The sequence below is a fragment of the Microbacterium sp. lyk4-40-TSB-66 genome, assembly GCF_030209475.1.
GTDB lineage: Bacteria > Actinomycetota > Actinomycetes > Actinomycetales > Microbacteriaceae > Microbacterium.
Genome location: NZ_JARVRW010000002.1, coordinates 399,055 through 415,405 on the forward strand (window position 1 = coordinate 399,055; position 16,351 = coordinate 415,405).

Consider the following 16,351-nt stretch of genomic DNA (forward strand, 5'->3'; position numbering starts at 1 on the left):
CCTGACGAAACCCCCCGCGTGAGTCGCCGAGGATCGTCGCTCAGGCGGCCTCCGAAGCGACAAGACCTGGCGATTCGCGCGGGGGCGGGGGGCGAGGGCTAGAGCTCGACGCCCACAAGAACGGGCTCGGGCTGCAGCACGAGGCCGAACTCCGACGCCACCCGGCTCTGCACGAAGCGCGCGAGTTCGGCGATCTCCGCGGCCGTGGCCTCGCCACGGTTGGTCAGGGCGAGTGTGTGCTTGGTCGAGAGGCCTGCGCGCGAACGCGGGAAGCGGAACCCGCGCGAGAGCCCGGCGTTCTCGATCAGCCAGGCTGCGCTCACCTTCACCTCGCGCTGTTCGACGGGGGGAGGTGGGAGGATGCCGTCGAACGCGGCCAGCGGGATCACCCTGACCGGGTCGAGCTCCGGCGACAGGGGCCACTTCGGGCACTCCGCGGGGAGCGTCCGGGCGAACGCCTCGGAGACGATGGCGTTCTGGAAGAACGAGCCGGCGCTCCACGTGTCGGGGTCTTCGGCGTCGAGGACCATGCCCTTGCGCGAACGCGTGGCGAGGACGTGATCGCGGATCCAGCGCAGGGACACCGTGTCGGCGGCATCCAGTCCCAGAGCGGAGCGCAGCTGCTCGCCCGCGATCGGACGCTCGCCGTCGCCGACGCGCGCGAGCTCGAGCGTCACCGACAGGATGACGGCGGAGCGCGCGGGCGTGGAGCCGTAGTGCTGCTTGAGGACGGAGGTGCGGAACCCGAGGCCGAGGTCGGAGGCGGGAACGACCGACACCTCGCCGCTCGCCTCATCGATCAGCTCCACCTCGACGAGGGTCTGCACGATCTCCTGCCCGTAGGCGCCGATGTTCTGCACCGGCGCCGCACCGACCGTGCCGGGGATCCCCGACATGGCCTCGATGCCGGCGAACCCGCGCTCGACGGTCTCGGCGACGAGTGCATCCCAATCGTGTCCGGCCTGCACCCGCAGGCGTACGGCGTCGTCGTGCGACCCGGGGAGTTCTTCGATGCCGGTCGACCTGACGCGGATGACGGTGCCCTCGAAGGGCTCGTCGTCGACGAAGATGTTGGACCCGCCCCCGAGCACGAACCACGGCTCGCCGTCGGCCCACACCTCGCGAAGGGCGGCGACGAGCTCGTCGGCGGAGTGCGCGTCGATGAGGCGGGCGGGCTCCCCTCCTGTGCGCAGGGTCGTCAGTCGCGACAGCGGGATCGGGGCGACCTCGGGCATCAGCTCACCCGCACCCGGACCTGCGCCTTGCCGAGCACGGAGGTGTCGGCGAACCGGACGGTGAGGTCGATGCGCGCCGTCTCGTCGTCGACGGAGGCGACCTCGGCGCTGACGTGGATGTCGGCGCCGGTCTCGGTGTCGACGACGACGGGCCGGGTGAAGCGCACACCGCACTCCGCGATGCGAGCGGGGTCGCCCAGCGCGTCGGAGACGATGCCGACGGCGATGCCCATCGTGAGCATTCCGTGCGCGAGCACGCCCGGCAGACCCACGGCCGAGGCGACGTCGTCGTTGTAGTGGATGGGGTTGAAGTCGTTCGACGCCCCCGCGTAACGCACGAGCGACTCGCGCGTCAGGTGCACGGAGCGTTCGGCGATGATCTGGCCCACGGTGAAGTCGCTCATGCGTCGGAATCCCCCACGAGAAGAATGCTGGTGGTGGTCACGACGTGTCCGCCGTCGGCATCCACGACCTCCGCCTCCATGGTGACCATGGCGTTGCCGCGCATCGCGCGGACGCCAGCGACCGACAGGGTCGCGACGAGCTCGTCGCCGGCGACGATCGGGCGTGAATACCGGAAGCGCTGCTCGGCGTGGACGACGCGCGACAGCTCGATGCCCGATTCCGGGTAGGCCAGCATCTGCTGCAGGGTGATGTCCTGCATGACGATGGCGAACGTCGGGGGCGCGACGACATCGGCGTAGCCGAGCGCACGGGCCGCTTCGGGGTCGACGTGCTGCGGGGCGTCGGCGAAGACGGCGCGCGCGAACTCGCGCACTTTCTCTCGACCGACCAGATACGGTGCGGTCGGCGGGAAGGCGCGACCGACCAGTTCGGGATTCACGGGCATCCGGTCAGTCTATCGAGGCGACCGGACGCCCTCTCAGCGCTGGTGGCGGCCGCGGACGGCCTTGATGCCCATCTGCACCGCGATGAAGGCCAGGAAGACCGAGAAGAGGATGTTGCCGACGAGCGGGTCGACGAGCGTGGCGATGAAGGCGCCGAGCGCGGTCGTCGTACAGGCCGCGAGACCGACGAACGCCGCCGCCCGCAGGTCGACGTTGGATCGGCGCAGGTTGCCGACAGTGCCCGAGACGGCCGCGGGGATCATCATCAGGAGCGAGGTGCCCTTGGCGATGAGGTCGCTCGTGCCGAACAGCAGCATGAGCGCGGGTACGACGATGATGCCGCCGCCGACGCCGAGGAGGCCGGCCAGGATACCGGTGATCACGCCGAGTACGCCGAGCAGGGGTCCGGTGACCCAGGTCAGGACGAGGTCGGCGTCGCGCGAGGGCACGACGAAGTAGAGGCTGACGATGACGACGGCCAGGAACGCCACGAACGACCACCGCAGCGCCGTCTGCGACAGCTTCGGGAGCAGCCACGTGCCGATCTGCGCGCCGATGACGGCGCCGGCGGCCAGGATCAGGGCGGGAAGCCACGCGACGGAGCCGTGCACCGCGTAGGAGATGACGCCGACGGATGCCGTGGGCACGATGGCCGCGAGAGAGGTACCCGCGGCGAGCCGCTGGTCGAAGCCGAGCAGGAGCACGAGCAGGGGCACGATGACGGTGCCGCCGCCCACGCCGAACAGCCCGGACAGGAGTCCGGCCAGAAGACCCACGCCGATGCAGACGACGTAGAACCGGGTGGAGCGGACGGGGCGGGTGTCGGAGGTCACGGGCTCGGGTTTCCTTCGCAAGACGGTCCTCGGCGGCGGAGCGCCACCGACCAACCAGTCTTCCACTCGCGCGGTGCGCCCCGAGACGACACCCGGCGAGGAGAGGGCCGCCCGGAAAAGAAAGCGGCCCCCGGTGGTCCGAAGCCGCGTCCACCGGGGGCCGTCGCCCTCACAGGTCAAGCTGGACGGTGACCCGAACACCGGCCGGCGACCACTCGCGTGAGGGTGCGACAAGATGACGATAAATCGCACCACCCCCGTCGATCGACCGGTTGACGACGGTAGCTCGGAGTGCTAAATACTTATGCCGCTAGTTGTTCGTTCAGGGCCGGGAATTCCTCCCCGGCCGGTGCCGTTGCACGACAGCATGACAACCGTAGGAATCATCGGAGCAGGACACATCGGCTCGGCGCTCGCCCAGGGCTTCGCGAAGAACGGCTACGACGTCGTGATCGCCAACTCCCGGGGACCCGAGACCCTCACCGGCCTCGTCTCGTCGATCGGCGGCAACGCCCGCGCAGCAACGGCTCAGGATGCCGCGGAGGCCGGTGACTTCGTCGTCGTCACCGTGCCGCTGAAGGCGATCGCCGAGGTGCCGGTCGCCCCGCTCGCAGGAAAGACCGTGCTCGACACGAACAACTACTACTTCGAGCGCGATGGGCACATCGAGGCCCTCGACGACAAGCAGACGACCACCTCGCAGATGCTTCAGGATCACCTGCCGCAGTCGCGAGTGGTGAAGGCGTTCAACCACATCATGGCCGCGGACATCCTCACCGACGGCTCCCCCGCCGGCACCGAGAATCGTCGCGCCCTGGCCACGTCCGGTGACTCCGACGAGGCCGTCGCGCTCGTGACCCGCGTCTACGACGAGTTCGGTTTCGACACCGTCAACGTCGGCCCGCTCGGCGAGAGCTGGCGCGTCGAGCGCGACCAGCCGGCCTACGTCGTGCGGCAGAACGCCGACGAGCTGACGCAGAACCTGGCGCGCGCGGAGCGCTGACGACGGCGGGCCCGGCCGGCACGCGCCGAGCCGGGCTGATCCTCGCACGCATAAACGCGATTCGTGCGCATAAACACTCTCGCTGCGTGTTTATGCGCACGGATCGCGTTTATGCGTGGATGCGGGGAACCCGCCGCCTCCGCCGGGCGACCGACGCCAGGCGACGGACGCCGACGCCGTTAGACCGCCGCCGACGCCGGGCGATCGACGCCAGCGCCGTCAGACCACCGCGGGCATGCCCCGACGGCAACCAGGGCCGAGGGCGGGACGCTCGGCACAGACGCCGGTCAGAGCGAGGCGAGCGCCTGATCCACGTCGGCGACGAGGTCGTCGACCGACTCGATGCCAACCGAAAGGCGCACGATCGTGTCAGGCACCGCGAGCTCGGTGCCGCGGACCGAGGCGTGGGTCATGGCATCCGGGTAGTTCACGAGCGACTCCACGCCCCCCAGCGACTCGGCGAGGGTGAACAGGCGCGTCGACTCCGCGAACCGACGCGCGGTCGCACCGTCGGCGAGGGCGAGCGAGACGATACCGCCGAAGCCGCTCATCTGCGTCGCCGCGAGCTCGTGGCCCGGGTGGGTGGGAAGCCCGGGGTAGTACACCGTCGCCACGCGATCGTGGCCGGCGAGGTGCTCGGCCACCGCCTGTGCGTTCGAGCTGTGACGCTGCATGCGGATGCCGAGCGTCTTGATGCCGCGCGTGGTGAGGTAGGCGTCGAACGGGCCCGACACCGCTCCCGCGGCGAACTGCAGGAACTGCGTCTTCTCGGCGAGGTCGGCGTCGGCGAACGCGAGCGCGCCGCCCACGACGTCGCTGTGGCCGCCCAGGTACTTGGTCGCCGAGTGCACGACGACGTCGGCGCCCAGAGTGATCGGGCGCTGCAGGGCCGGCGAGGCGAAGGTGTTGTCGACGACGACGATCGCACCGGCGGCGTGCCCCAGACGGGCGAGACCTGCGATGTCGGTGATGCGCAGCATCGGGTTGCTGGGCGTCTCGACCCAGACCATGCGCGGCGCGCGCTCTTCGATCGCCGCGGCCACGGCATCCAGGTCGCTCATGTCGACCACGCGCAGCGTGATGCCCCACGGGCCGAGCACGCGGGCGAGCAGGCGGTAGGTGCCGCCGTAGACGTCGTTGCCCATCAGCACCTCGTCGCCGGGGACGAGTGCCGCGCGCAGCAGCGCATCTTCGCCGGCCAGACCGGAGGCGAACGACAGGGCACGGACGGCGCCCTCGAGGGCTGCGACCTGCGACTCCAGCGCGGTGCGCGTGGGGTTCCCGCTGCGGCCGTACTCGTAGCCGCCGCGGAGGCCGCCGATACCGTCCTGCGCGTACGTGGTGGAGACGTGCAGCGGCGGGATGACCGCACCGGTCGTCTCGTCGGGGGCCTGGCCCGCGTGGACGGCGAGGCTGTCGAAACCGCGGGCGGCGTCGTGGGTGCTCATGAGGCGTGCTCCTGGGTGCTCGGGGGGATGACGGATGCCAGGGCTGTAACGTCGTAGCCCCTCGCGGTCATCCACTCGTCGTCGAAGATCTTGCTGAGATAGCCGCGACCGTGGTCGGGCAGCACCACGACCACCACCGCCTCGGCGGGGAGGTCGCGGGCGACGCGGAGGGCGGCGACGACGGCCATGCCGCTGGAACCGCCGACGAGCAGACCCTCCTCGCGCGCGAGGCGCCGCGTCATGGCGAACGACTCGGCGTCGGACACGCGCTCGTACCCGTCGACGAGCGAGGGGTCGAAGGCCGGCGGCCAGAAGTCCTCGCCGACGCCCTCGACGTCGTAGCCGTGGATCTCGTCACCCGAGTAGATCGAGCCCACCGGATCGGCGCCCACGATGCGGACGCGGTCTCCGGCCACCTCCCGCAGGTAGCGACCGGTGCCGGTGATCGTGCCGCCCGTGCCCACGCCGGCGACGAAGTGGGTCAACGCGCCCTCCGTGTCGCGCCAGATCTCGGGACCGGTGGTCTCGTAATGGCTGCGGGGGCCGTTCGGGTTGGCGTACTGGTTGGGCTTGAACGCGCCGGGGATCTCGCGGACGAGGCGGTCGGAGACGCTGTAGTACGAGTTCGGGTCGTCGGGCTCGACGTTCGTCGGCGTCACCACGACCTCGGCACCGTAGGCCCGCAGGACGGCGCGCTTGTCTTCGGCGACCTTGTCGGGCACCACGAAGACGCACCGGTACCCGCGCTGCTGGGCGATGAGCGCCAGGCCGACCCCGGTGTTGCCGCTGGTGGGCTCGACGATCACTCCGCCGGGCTGAAGCAGTCCGTCCCGCTCGGCGGCATCCACGATGTTGGCGGCGATGCGGTCTTTCGCCGACCCGCCGGGGTTGAAGTACTCGATCTTCGCGAGCACGGTGGCGGCGATGCCGTCGGCCACGCGGGTCAGACGAACGAGGGGGGTGTTGCCGACGAGGTCGGCCACGCTGTGGGCGTAACGCACGATGGATTCCTGGGGATGAATGCGCCGGAGGGCGCGGCTGACGGGGTCGTCGAAAGAACGCGGAAAGCGTTCAGCGACAACAGCGACAGGTCAGCACGCGGAAAGCATACCGCGACCGCTCCGGCGTCACGATACGGCGCCGAGGAACTCGTCGAAACTCTGCGCCGGACGGCCGGTCACCCGTTCGACGTCGTCGGAGACCGCGGCGAGGTCTCCGCCGGCGATGGCGGTGTAGGTGCTGACCCATGCATCGACCTGCCAGCGCGGGGCGCCGAACGCGGCGCGCGACGCGTAGGCCTCGTCGAGGCTCTCGTCGACGAAGCGCACGGGGTGGCCCCGGACCGCGGAGATCTTCTCGGCCACCTCCGCCAAGGTCAGCGCCTCGGGACCCGTCAGGTCGTACGAGGTGTCGGCGTGGGCGGCGGGATCGAGCAGCACCGACACCGCGGTGGCCGCCACGTCGGAACGGGAGACGAGCGAGCATCGCCCCTCGCCCGCCGGACCCCGGATGACGCCGTCGTCACCGGCGAAGAGCTCCATCATGTCCATGTAGAAGTTGTCGCGAAGCAGCGTCCAGGTCATCCCGGACGAGCGGATGACGTCCTCCGTCGCGGCGTGGTCGCGCCCGAGGGTGAAGACGGCGTCCGGAGCCGCTGCGAGGAACGACGTGTACACGATCGAACGCACGCCCGCGGCGGTGGCCGCCTCCACGAACGTGCGGTGGTGCTCCACACGGTCGGCGGTCTCCGACGCCGAGACCATGAACAGCGTCTCGACCCCCTGAAGGGCCGCGCGGGCGGCATCCGCGTCCGAGTACCGGGCCACGCGCACCTCCGCCCCCTCGAGGGACGGGGCGCGCGATGCGTCGCGCACGAGAAGACGCTGACGGATGCCGCGGGCGGCGAGATCGCGCGCGACGCGACCTCCCACGGCGCCGGTGGATCCGGTGACGGCGATGAGGGGCGGCGTGGGCATTCGGCCTCCGGGAGGGAACGAGCGGTGCTCCCAGAGTATGCCGCCGCCGACGCCCGAGTCCGAGAGTCGACTCAGGAGGCTGGGACCACCAGACGGGCTACGCGTACCCGCACGCGAGACGGTACGTCGTCGGCGCCCGCACCCCGCGCCGCCGCGGCGACGGCCGCGGCGACGCTCGCCGCGTCGTCGGTCTGCGACACCCCGATGCACACGGTGATCGCGCGGGACCCGGCCGCCTGTTCGACGGAGGCGAGGGAACCCTCGACCTCGGTGACGTGCTCGATGGCACGGGCGACCACGGGACGAGCGGAGTAGGTCTCGCGCACACCCTCGACCGCGGTCACGGCGAGGTCGATTCGCGGGGCCAGTTCGGCGGCGGTGATGGCGGTCATTCGTCTTCTCCCTCGTCCGTGTGCACGTCACCCACGGTGACGTCGACGCGGCCCACCTTGAGGTCGCCGTGGTGCTCGATCGCCGTGCGGATGCCGGTGCGCATCTCTTCGACCGCCACCGTCATCGCGCGTCCGAAGCGCACGCTCACGGTGACACGCACCTCGATCGGCGCCCCGGGCTCCGGCTGATTCAGGCGCACGCGGCCGACGAGGACGCCCTCGATGCCATCGCCGACCGTGCGGATGAGCTCGTAGAGCGCGCCCTCTGTGACGACGATCTCGGTCCCGTCGTCGGTGCGGGCGAGCGGGATGTCGCGGCCGGCGCGGAACTCGCGCATCACCTGGCGCATGATGCTGTCGTACCAGGACTCGGCGAGGGGCTCGGCGGCCTGCTCCTCCACGATCTCGCGGGACAGGCGGCCCATCCGCTCCATGGATGCCAGGATCGCCTGGCACTCGGCGTTGCGCTCGATCGCGGGGATGCGGGGGGTGCGTCCGCGGTCGAGGTAGGCCGAGAGGTCTTCGAGGGAGTACCCCGAACCTCCGACTTCTTCGCTGTGCTCGCTCATTCCGATCACCTCCACTCCTGCATGCGTTCCAACACGGTCTTTCGGGCACGGGCGAGACGGCCTCGCACGGTCGCCGCGGTCTCGCCGACCTCGACGGCGATCTCGTCGTAGCTGTGGCCGCCGACCTCGCGCAGCACCCACACGACTCGGAGCTCCTCGGGCAGATCGGCGAGCACTTTCTTCAGCGCATCCATCTGCGACGATGCCACAACGGAGCGCTCGGGGTCGTCCTTCGCCGAGACCATCTGCTCGTCGATCTGCTCGGAGATCTTCCGCGAGCGCATGCGGTCGGTGACCTTGCGCGACACGATCGTGGTGAGCCAGCTGCGCACCTTCTCGGGATCGGTCAGGTCGGGCAGCCGACGCCAGGCGGTGATGAGGGCTTCCTGCACGCAGTCGTCGGCATCGGCGCGCGAGCCCGTCAACCTCGTCGCGAAGGCGACGAGGAAGGGCGCGTGCCGGCGCACCAGCACTCCGAAGGCGAGCTGGTCGCCGTCGGCCGCCCGCGACGCGAGGAACGCGTCGGTAGCGGAGGACAAAGAGGGCATCGCGGTTCCTGTCGGCAATCTCGAAGAAGGGATCCGTGACGTTTCACGAACCTGACCCGTCCCCATAGCGAAACACCCCGGGGTCACCGGGGGTTCGGATCTTGACGAAAGGACCCTTCTCATGGCACAGAACATCTCCACCCCCACCGGCACCCGCGCGGACGGCGGAAAGACCGTCATCGTCGACCCCGTCGTCGCCAAAGTGGCCGGCATCGCCGCGGCCCAGGTTCCCGGGGTGCACGCCCTCGGCGGGGGTGCGGCTCGTGTCATCGGCAACATCCGCCAGGCCGTCGGCGCGAAGGACTACGCCCAGGGCGTGAGCGTCGAGGTGGGCGAGACCGAGGTCGCCGCTGACATCGCCATCCAGGTGGACTACCCCGAGCGGATCCAGCGCGTCGCGGCGAACGTGCGCTCCGCCGTCGAGAAGGCGATCTCCGACATCGTGGGTATGAAGGTCGTGGAGGTCAACGTGACCGTGGTCGACGTGTTCATCCCCGGCGACGACGAGGATGACGAGGAAGAGGCGCGCGTCCACTGACCCGACGCCCTCGCACATCCCCGGCCCGCGAGCACGAGCTCGCGGGCCGAGCCTCGTCAAGCCGCCGCCCGGTGTCGGTGCCCGGCGCTATCTTCGACAGCATCCCGACCTGAAGGACTCACATGCGCATCGCCCTCACCGGTTCCTCCGGCAAGCTCGGCACCGTCGTCGCCCGCGAACTGCGTGCCGCCGGCCACGACGTCATCGGCCTCGACATCCACGGTGAACGCGGCCCGGGGTTCGTGCAGGTCGAGCTCACCGACTACGGCCAGGTGATCGACGCCCTCGCCGGGGTGAATGACCAGCACACGGGCTTCGACGCCGTCGTCCACCTCGGGGCGATCCCCGCGCCGGGCATCCGCTCCGACATCGCCACGTTCCACAACAACATGACGGGCACGTTCAACGTGTTCTGGGCGGCCGTGCGGCTCGGCATCCGCAAGATCGTCTACGCCTCCAGCGAGACGGTGCTGGGGCTCCCCTTCGACGTCCCGCCGCCGTACATCCCGGTCGACGAGGAATACGCTCCCCGCCCCGAGTCGGTCTACTCCCTCGTGAAGACGCTCGAGGAGCGACTCGCGACCGAGCTGGTGAGGTGGCATCCCGACCTCTCGATCACGGCGCTGCGATTCTCGAACGTCATGGTCCCCGCCGACTACGCGGAGTTCCCCTTCGACGCCGACGCGCGCACCCGGAAGTGGAACCTGTGGGGCTACATCGACGCGCGCGACGGAGCGCAGTCGATCCAGCGCGCCCTCGAGAACGCGCCGAACGGCTTCGACACCTTCATCATCGCCGCCGCCGACACGGTCATGACCCGCCCGAACGCCGAGCTGATCGACGAGGTCTTCCCCGGGGTCGAGACGCGCGGAGAGCTGGGCGAGAACACCACGCTGCTGTCGATCGACAAGGCGCGGCGCCTCCTCGGCTACGACCCCCAGCACTCGTGGCGCGACCACCGATGACCTCCCACGACGATCAGCCGGTCATCCCGCTGCCCACGGCACACGAGAAAGAGACCAGCTTCCTGGCCCGCAGCGGCGCCGTCGTGACTCTGCGGCTGATCGACACGGGTCGGTACGAGCTCAAGCTCGACACCCGCGGCGACTACACCGCCGTGCTCCTGCACGACGGCGAGACGTTCGAGCTGCATCCTGCGCCGGGCGTTCACGCCCTCGGCGGCACGGGGCTGACCGCCACCGAGATCTACGAGGGGTTCTGAGCCGGCGCGCAACCCCCGCGGTCGGCTCGCCGGTGCGGGTTTGACTGGGATCACCGACCCGCCGGGAGGACCACCGTGAGCGACGCCGCCGACAGCTACGACATCGCCGTGATCGGTGCGGGACCGGCGGGCACCGCGGCAGCGCTGCGCGCCGCCGAACTCGGGGCATCGGTCGTGGTGCTCGAAGCCGGCCGCGTCGGCGGCACGTGCGTCAACACCGGTTGCGTTCCCACCCGGGTGCTGGCGAAGGCGGCGCGACTCATGCGCGAGACGCGCTCCGCCGACGATTACGGAATCGTCGTCGACGAGCCCCGGGTGGACTGGTCGGCGGTGGTGTCGCGCGTGCACGAGCGCGTCGACGCCGTGCGCTCCATCAAGCGCGAGGCGGAGCGCTTCGCCGACGCCGGCATCGACCTGATCCACGAGGGCCGTGCGCGCTTCGTCGACGACCACACCCTCGAGCTCGACAGCGGGCGGCGCGTGCGCGCCGAGTCGATCCTCGTGTGCGTCGGCGGGCACTCCCGGCGCCTCCCCATCCCGGGCGCCGAACTCGCGACCGTGCCGGAAGACGTGTTGTCGCTGACCGAACTCCCCCGGCGCGTCGCCGTCATCGGCGCCGGCAACACCGGCGCCCAGCTGGTGACGGTGTTCCGATCGTTCGGCGCCGAAGTGACGCTCCTCGACGTCGCGCCGCGTGTGCTCATGGCATCCGATGCGCGGATCTCGAACGCCATCGCCGAGGCGTTCCTCTCGCGCGGCGTCGACGTGCACACGGGGATCGACACGGTCGAGCGCCTCGACGAGCACGACGGCGCGATCCGGTTGACCTGGCGCGAGAGCGAAGAGGCGCACACCGTCGACGTCGACGTCGTCCTGATGGCGACGGGGTGGCCCGCCGACGTCGAAGACCTCGGGCTCGATCGCGCGGGCGTCGCGGTCGAGCGATCGGCGATCCCGGTCGACAGGTACTTCCGCACGATCGTGCCGCACATCCTCGCCGTGGGCGACGCCAACGGCCGCGACATGCTGGTGCAGGCGGCCCAGTTCGAGGGCGAGGCCGCCGCCGAGAACGCCGTGCTCGGCGCCAACCGACGCACCCCGCACCACCTGCTCCCCGCCGGCGGGTTCACCGACCCCGACTACGCCGGCGTCGGACTCACCGAGGAGCAGGCGCGCGACCGCGACCCCTCGTGCGTCGTGGCGACGGTGCGCTTCGCCGACCTCGACCGCGCGGTGATCGACGACCGCGAGAGCGGGTTCCTCACGCTCATCGCCGACCGCCGCAAAGAGCTTCTGCTCGGCGCGCACGCGGTGGGAGAGAACGCGGTCGAGGTCATCCAGTCGGTCACGACGGCGATGGCCGCGGGCATCGACGTCGCGACCCTCGCCGGCGTGCGCTTCGCCTACCCCACCTACAGCGCGGTCATCGGCAACGCGGCGCGGGCGCTGCTGCGGGCCGACTCCCCGGCCCTGCTGGAGTGACACACTGACATCGTGACCGCCGCGAACCCCGCCACGACCCCCGCCGACTCCCCCGCGCGGCGCGGCCGCCCGGGCTACGACCGCGAGGGCATCCTCGACGTCGCGGTGCGGCTGTTCAACGAACAGGGCTACGACGCCACGAGCGTGTCCGATCTCGCCCGACGCCTGGGCCTCGCGAAATCGGCCCTCTACCACCACTTCTCCTCGAAGGAGGAGCTGCTCTCGGTGGCGCTGGAGGCGGCGCTGGGGGGCCTCGAAGCGGTCTTCGACGACCCCCGCGCCTCCGCGGGGGCGGCATCCGACCGCCTGCGGTTCGTGCTCGTCGGCGCGACCGACGTGCTCGTCGCGCGACTGCCCGCGGTGACACTGCTGCTGCGGGTTCGCGGGAACAGCCCCGTCGAGCAGATGGCGCTCGAACGGCGACGCGTCTTCGATCACCGCGTCACCGCTCTCGTCGCCGAAGCGCAGGCCGAGGGCGATGTGCGCGACGACGTCGACGCGGCCGTCGCCGCGCGCCTGCTGTTCGGCATGATCAACTCCGTCGTGGAGTGGTACCGCCCCGGCGGTGGCGTCGACGGCGGACGCCTCGGCGCCGACATCGTCCGCATCGCCCTGGACGGCCTGCGCTCGTCCTGAGTCCCACCGGTCGATGGCGCCTCTCCTGAACGAACGTTCAGGAATAATGTCGGGGAGGGCCGCCCCTCGGCGGGCGGCGGAAGGAGCAGTCCATGACGCCCTGGACCATCGTCCCCGGAGCCCTCGACGAGCGACTCGGCATCACCGTGGTCGAGCAGTCCGCCGAACGTGTGACGGCTGTCATGCCGGTCGACGGCAACACGCAGTCGCTCGGGCGACTGCACGGCGGAGCGACGGCCGCCCTCGCCGAAGCCGTCGGATCGTGGGCCGCGATGATCCACGCGTCGACGCTCGGAAAGGTCTGCGTGGGCGTCGATCTCAACATCACCCACCACCGCGGCGCGCGCGACGGACGGATCCATGCCGTCGCGACACCCGCCCACCGTGGACGCCGCGTGGCGACCTACGACATCGTCGTCCGCGACGACGACGATCGACTCATCGCGACGGCGCGCATCACGAACCTGATCGTCGATCCGGACTGACGCGGGCGCTCTGGCATCCTGGACCGATGTCGGGGATGCGAGGGGTTGCACTGCCCCCACGCAGCGCAACCCCTCACCCGCCGAGGTCAGTCCCGAACATCAGTCGGCGGGCGTGCGGGTGTCGTCTCGAAGCCGGAGAAGACACCCACCCCCATCAGTGCGGTGTCATGCGGACGCGGATCCTTACAACGACGCGAAGAATTTTTCTGTCACGTCGACGTGTAAGGATTCGACTCGTTCAAACACTTCCCCTTCGGATGCACGGAGACAAACGCCGGTGATCGACGAGTCGGATTTCGTGGTGCTCTTCCGCGAGCACCACAACGCCGTTCTTCGATTCATCGAGCGGCGCGTATCGGATCGCGAGGCCGCCGCCGACCTCACGATGGACTGCTTCGAGATCGCCTGGCGCAAACGCGATCCGCGCGATCCGTTCGGACTGCCGTGGTTGTACCGCACCGCACGCAATCTCATAGCGAACGAATACCGGCGTCGAGATCGAGAGGGGGCCCTGTGGACGCATATCGAGGACCACGTGCGCACCCTCGCGAGCGAGGCGGAGCCCGCGATGACCGCGCGCCTGCTGGATGCCATCCGGGCGCTGAACGAGCGCGAGCGCGAGATCCTCTGGCTGACGTATTGGGAGGAGCTCTCGGCCGCCGAGGTGGCGGTCGTGATCGGGTCGAGCGAGGGCGCCGTGTGGACGCGGCTCAATCGGCTCCGCGCGCGACTGCGCCCACTCCTTCAGCGGGCGGCTCCGACCGGCGAGGAGGTGCGCGATGACCGACGATGAGCTCGCCCGGGCCATGCGCCGTCTGGACACCGCGCGCACCCCGGTGGACGCCCCGATCCCTCTCGACGCGGAACGACGTCTGCGCGACATCGTCGGCCGTCCCGGTGCTCGTCGACGTCGTCCGGCCCTCGCCATCGCCTCCGCCGCCGCAGCCGTCGTCCTCGTGCTCGCCATCGTCTCGGGAGTGCTCTGGATGCCGGCACCCTCGGCCCACGCCCTCACCCCCAAGCCCCTGGTGTACTCGGCCGTCGCCGACGATGCGTCGCGGGTCATCGCCGAAGCGCAGCGTCGTCTGTCCGAGTCGACGACGACTCTCGCGCCGGAGCGTCGATCACTGTCGCTGGGGTGGTACTTCAGCGGATCGCCCGATGACGCGGAGGCCACGGTCTTCCGCCGCGAGTGGGTGGACGTGCGCTGGACCGAGGATCTGTCGGGCTCGGTCGTCACGGTCGCTGCGGAGGCGACCAACGCCGACGGCGACACGGTTCCCGTGGACGATCCGACCCCCGGCACCGTGGTGGGCGACCTGCAGTTCGTGCAGAACCAGTTCTCCCCGCTCGTCCGCACGCCGCCCGCACCGACCCCGGATGTCATGCGGTCACTGATCGTGACCTCGACGGGCGCGAGCGAACCCCTCGCGGCGGGTGACGTGATGCTGGGCGTGCGGTCGCTGCAGAGCGAGTGGACGCTCACCGGGAGCCAGCAGTCGGCCCTGCTCGACGTGCTCGCCTCGGCCCCCGGGTTGCGCGTGCTCGGCGTCACGAACGACCGCCTGGGACGTCCCGTCGTCGGGCTCGGCGGCATCCCCTCGGCCTCCGTCAACTCCGACATCTCGCTGCTGATCTCCACGGAGACGGGCCGCATCGTGGGGTACGAATCGGCTCTGGTCGAGGACAACCCCAACCTCAAGCTCCCCGCCGGATCGATCACCGACTACATCCTGTGGGATGTACGCGACAGGAAGGACGCTCCGCAATGACCGCACCCGAAGACCTCCACCCCGACATCGCCGCCGCGCTCGACGACCTCCCCGGCGGGGTCGTCATCGACTCGACCCGTGCGCACTGGCCCGAGCTCGGCATGAGCATCGACGTGCCGCCCGCCGGCGAGGAAGGGTCCGTCGGCAGCTGCGCCACCGGCAACGTGTGCGCCTTCATCGGAACGGGGCTCACCGGAACACGGGTGTCATGGTCGTCGTGCGGAACGTACGCACCCGGCATGACGGTGCGCTCCATCGCCAACGCCCGCTCCGCCGGTTACGCGCAGGCACGGTCGTCATCGGGGTCGGTGTTGGCCACCGCGATCGCGAGTTCGTGGGCGAACGTGTCGGGCAGCGTCGCCGACGTGCGATGCGTGCCCTGATCCATCCGCTCCTCTCGAGTGGCGCGGGGGCTCTTCGTCCAGCTCAGCGCCAGGGGCGTTCCGACCGGCGTCGCCAGTAGTCGCTCGGGTCGGCCGCGAGGCCCGCGAGCACCGCGCGGTCGACCTCCACGGCACGCGCCTCGACGCCGCGACGGAGGTGCTCGGCGGTCGTCGCCCCGCTCAACACGATGTCGGCGAACGGCTGCGACAGCGCGGCACCGAGCGCGAAGAGGTCGGATGCGATCCCGGATGTCGCGGACGCGAAGTCGCCGCCCGGCTCGGCGGATGCGAGCTCGCCGTTCGCGAGCGCCTCTTTGACCACCACGGTCCAACCCGCGTCGTGCGCCTCGGCCAGCGCGTCACCGACGGAGGACTCCCGCAGGTTCCAGGTGGACTGCACGACGGTGAACGGACAGTCGTCGAGGCGCATCGCCGCGCGCACCACGTCGGCCTGGCGCGGACCGCTCGTCGACAGCCCCACGCGCACGCCGTCGGTGCGCAGTCGTCGCATCCGCTGGAGCAGCTCGCGGTCGGCGAGCGCGGGGCTGTCGGGGGTCACGGAATGGACCAGGTAGAAGTCGGGCGGTGAGCCGAGAGCCGCGACCGTCTCGGGCCACTGCCGGTCGAACATCGCCGCTGAGTGCTCTTTGCGCTCGTGCACAGCGGCATCCATCTTCCACTCGCCGACGTAGGCGTAGCCCCACTTCGAGCCGATGACGAGCGCGGAACGCCTCTCGGGATGCGCCGCGAGCCACCCGCCGAGGAAGTCCTCGGCGAGCCCGTACGAACGTGCCGCATCGATGTACCGGATGCCGAGATCCCACGCCTCATCGAGCAGGGCGTGTGCCCGCGCCCGCAGCGCCGGGACCGAGCGGGCGGCCGGGTCGCCGAGGTCGTCGTCGCGACCGGTGGTGATGTACGCCGGACGGCCGACGGCGGCCAGACCGAAACCCAGGCGGGCGGAAGAAGCGGGCATGCTCC

At 70.5% G+C, this 16,351-nt stretch carries 21 protein-coding genes; 10 read left to right on the forward strand and 11 right to left on the reverse strand.

Features of this window, described 5'->3' with window-relative positions:
- Nucleotides 1–98: 98 nt before the first annotated feature.
- The 4 genes from QRO03_RS03965 to QRO03_RS03980 are packed head-to-tail and all read right to left on the reverse strand — an operon-like array spanning nt 99 to nt 2,916.
- Nucleotides 99–1,235 (reverse strand): UDP-N-acetylmuramate dehydrogenase, encoded by a 1,137-nt coding sequence (locus tag QRO03_RS03965; RefSeq protein WP_285136218.1) that lies wholly within the window; start codon nt 1,233–1,235, stop codon nt 99–101.
- Nucleotides 1,235–1,639, reverse strand: a complete 405-nt coding sequence (locus QRO03_RS03970) for a MaoC/PaaZ C-terminal domain-containing protein (protein WP_285136219.1) — start codon at nt 1,637–1,639, stop codon at nt 1,235–1,237. Before QRO03_RS03970 ends, QRO03_RS03965 begins: the two co-directional genes overlap by 1 nt.
- On the reverse strand, nt 1,636–2,085 hold the full coding sequence (locus tag QRO03_RS03975) for an FAS1-like dehydratase domain-containing protein (RefSeq protein ID WP_285136220.1): 450 nt from the start codon (nt 2,083–2,085) through the stop codon (nt 1,636–1,638). Before QRO03_RS03975 ends, QRO03_RS03970 begins: the two co-directional genes overlap by 4 nt.
- A 33-nt stretch (nt 2,086–2,118) precedes the next feature.
- Entirely contained in the window at nt 2,119–2,916 is a 798-nt protein-coding gene (locus QRO03_RS03980; protein ID WP_285136221.1) for a sulfite exporter TauE/SafE family protein, read from the reverse strand.
- 367 nt (nt 2,917–3,283) lie between these two features.
- On the opposite strand from QRO03_RS03980, the gene QRO03_RS03985 reads away from it, so the two are divergent.
- Nucleotides 3,284–3,919 carry an NADPH-dependent F420 reductase gene (locus QRO03_RS03985; protein ID WP_285136222.1) on the forward strand — a complete coding sequence of 212 codons (636 nt, stop codon included), beginning with the start codon at nt 3,284–3,286 and terminating at the stop codon, nt 3,917–3,919.
- A gap of 287 nt (nt 3,920–4,206) precedes the next feature.
- Here QRO03_RS03985 and QRO03_RS03990 read toward each other — a convergent pair whose 3' ends face one another.
- The 6 genes from QRO03_RS03990 to QRO03_RS04015 all read right to left on the reverse strand — a co-directional run bounded on the left by QRO03_RS03990 (nt 4,207) and on the right by QRO03_RS04015 (nt 8,852).
- Entirely contained in the window at nt 4,207–5,367 is a 1,161-nt protein-coding gene (locus QRO03_RS03990; RefSeq protein ID WP_285136223.1) for a cystathionine gamma-synthase, read from the reverse strand.
- On the reverse strand, nt 5,364–6,368 hold the full coding sequence (locus QRO03_RS03995) for a pyridoxal-phosphate dependent enzyme (protein ID WP_285136224.1): 1,005 nt from the start codon (nt 6,366–6,368) through the stop codon (nt 5,364–5,366). Before QRO03_RS03995 ends, QRO03_RS03990 begins: the two co-directional genes overlap by 4 nt.
- Nucleotides 6,369–6,494: 126 nt before the next feature.
- A complete protein-coding gene (locus QRO03_RS04000) occupies nt 6,495–7,343 on the reverse strand; it encodes an SDR family oxidoreductase (protein ID WP_285136225.1) in 849 nt (282 codons plus the stop codon).
- 71 nt (nt 7,344–7,414) lie between these two features.
- Nucleotides 7,415–7,735 carry a hypothetical protein gene (locus tag QRO03_RS04005; protein WP_285136226.1) on the reverse strand — a complete coding sequence of 107 codons (321 nt, stop codon included), beginning with the start codon at nt 7,733–7,735 and terminating at the stop codon, nt 7,415–7,417.
- Nucleotides 7,732–8,304, reverse strand: coding sequence for an Asp23/Gls24 family envelope stress response protein (locus QRO03_RS04010; protein WP_285136227.1), 573 nt, complete (start codon nt 8,302–8,304; stop codon nt 7,732–7,734). The genes QRO03_RS04005 and QRO03_RS04010 overlap by 4 nt, the downstream gene beginning before the upstream one ends.
- A gap of 5 nt (nt 8,305–8,309) precedes the next feature.
- The gene (locus QRO03_RS04015; protein ID WP_285136228.1) at nt 8,310–8,852 is read right to left on the reverse strand and encodes an RNA polymerase sigma factor; all 543 of its coding nucleotides are present in this window, start codon (nt 8,850–8,852) and stop codon (nt 8,310–8,312) included.
- Nucleotides 8,853–8,973: 121 nt separating this feature from the next.
- Here QRO03_RS04015 and QRO03_RS04020 point away from each other — a divergent pair, with 121 nt between their 5' ends.
- The 9 genes from QRO03_RS04020 (at nt 8,974) to QRO03_RS04060 (ending at nt 15,370) form a co-directional block, all read left to right on the forward strand.
- Complete coding sequence (locus tag QRO03_RS04020) at nt 8,974–9,390, forward strand: Asp23/Gls24 family envelope stress response protein (protein WP_285136229.1); 417 nt, start codon at nt 8,974–8,976, stop codon at nt 9,388–9,390.
- Between the two features lie 122 nt (nt 9,391–9,512).
- On the forward strand, nt 9,513–10,355 hold the full coding sequence (locus QRO03_RS04025) for an NAD-dependent epimerase/dehydratase family protein (protein ID WP_285136230.1): 843 nt from the start codon (nt 9,513–9,515) through the stop codon (nt 10,353–10,355).
- On the forward strand, nt 10,352–10,612 hold the full coding sequence (locus QRO03_RS04030; RefSeq protein WP_285136231.1) for a hypothetical protein: 261 nt from the start codon (nt 10,352–10,354) through the stop codon (nt 10,610–10,612). The genes QRO03_RS04025 and QRO03_RS04030 overlap by 4 nt, the downstream gene beginning before the upstream one ends.
- Nucleotides 10,613–10,687: 75 nt before the next feature.
- On the forward strand, nt 10,688–12,094 hold the full coding sequence (locus tag QRO03_RS04035; protein ID WP_285136232.1) for a dihydrolipoyl dehydrogenase family protein: 1,407 nt from the start codon (nt 10,688–10,690) through the stop codon (nt 12,092–12,094).
- A gap of 12 nt (nt 12,095–12,106) precedes the next feature.
- On the forward strand, nt 12,107–12,730 hold the full coding sequence (locus QRO03_RS04040) for a TetR/AcrR family transcriptional regulator (RefSeq protein WP_285136233.1): 624 nt from the start codon (nt 12,107–12,109) through the stop codon (nt 12,728–12,730).
- A gap of 92 nt (nt 12,731–12,822) precedes the next feature.
- Nucleotides 12,823–13,215: a PaaI family thioesterase gene (locus QRO03_RS04045; protein WP_285136234.1), complete on the forward strand. Its 393-nt coding sequence runs from the start codon at nt 12,823–12,825 to the stop codon at nt 13,213–13,215.
- Between the two features lie 277 nt (nt 13,216–13,492).
- Nucleotides 13,493–14,008 (forward strand): RNA polymerase sigma factor, encoded by a 516-nt coding sequence (locus QRO03_RS04050; RefSeq protein ID WP_285136235.1) that lies wholly within the window; start codon nt 13,493–13,495, stop codon nt 14,006–14,008.
- Nucleotides 13,995–14,987, forward strand: a complete 993-nt coding sequence (locus QRO03_RS04055; protein WP_285136236.1) for a hypothetical protein — start codon at nt 13,995–13,997, stop codon at nt 14,985–14,987. Before QRO03_RS04050 ends, QRO03_RS04055 begins: the two co-directional genes overlap by 14 nt.
- Nucleotides 14,984–15,370 carry a hypothetical protein gene (locus QRO03_RS04060; protein ID WP_285136237.1) on the forward strand — a complete coding sequence of 129 codons (387 nt, stop codon included), beginning with the start codon at nt 14,984–14,986 and terminating at the stop codon, nt 15,368–15,370. Before QRO03_RS04055 ends, QRO03_RS04060 begins: the two co-directional genes overlap by 4 nt.
- A gap of 43 nt (nt 15,371–15,413) precedes the next feature.
- On the opposite strand, the gene QRO03_RS04065 is transcribed toward QRO03_RS04060, so the two are convergent.
- Nucleotides 15,414–16,346, reverse strand: coding sequence for an aldo/keto reductase (locus tag QRO03_RS04065; RefSeq protein WP_285136238.1), 933 nt, complete (start codon nt 16,344–16,346; stop codon nt 15,414–15,416).
- Nucleotides 16,347–16,351: the final 5 nt, after the last annotated feature.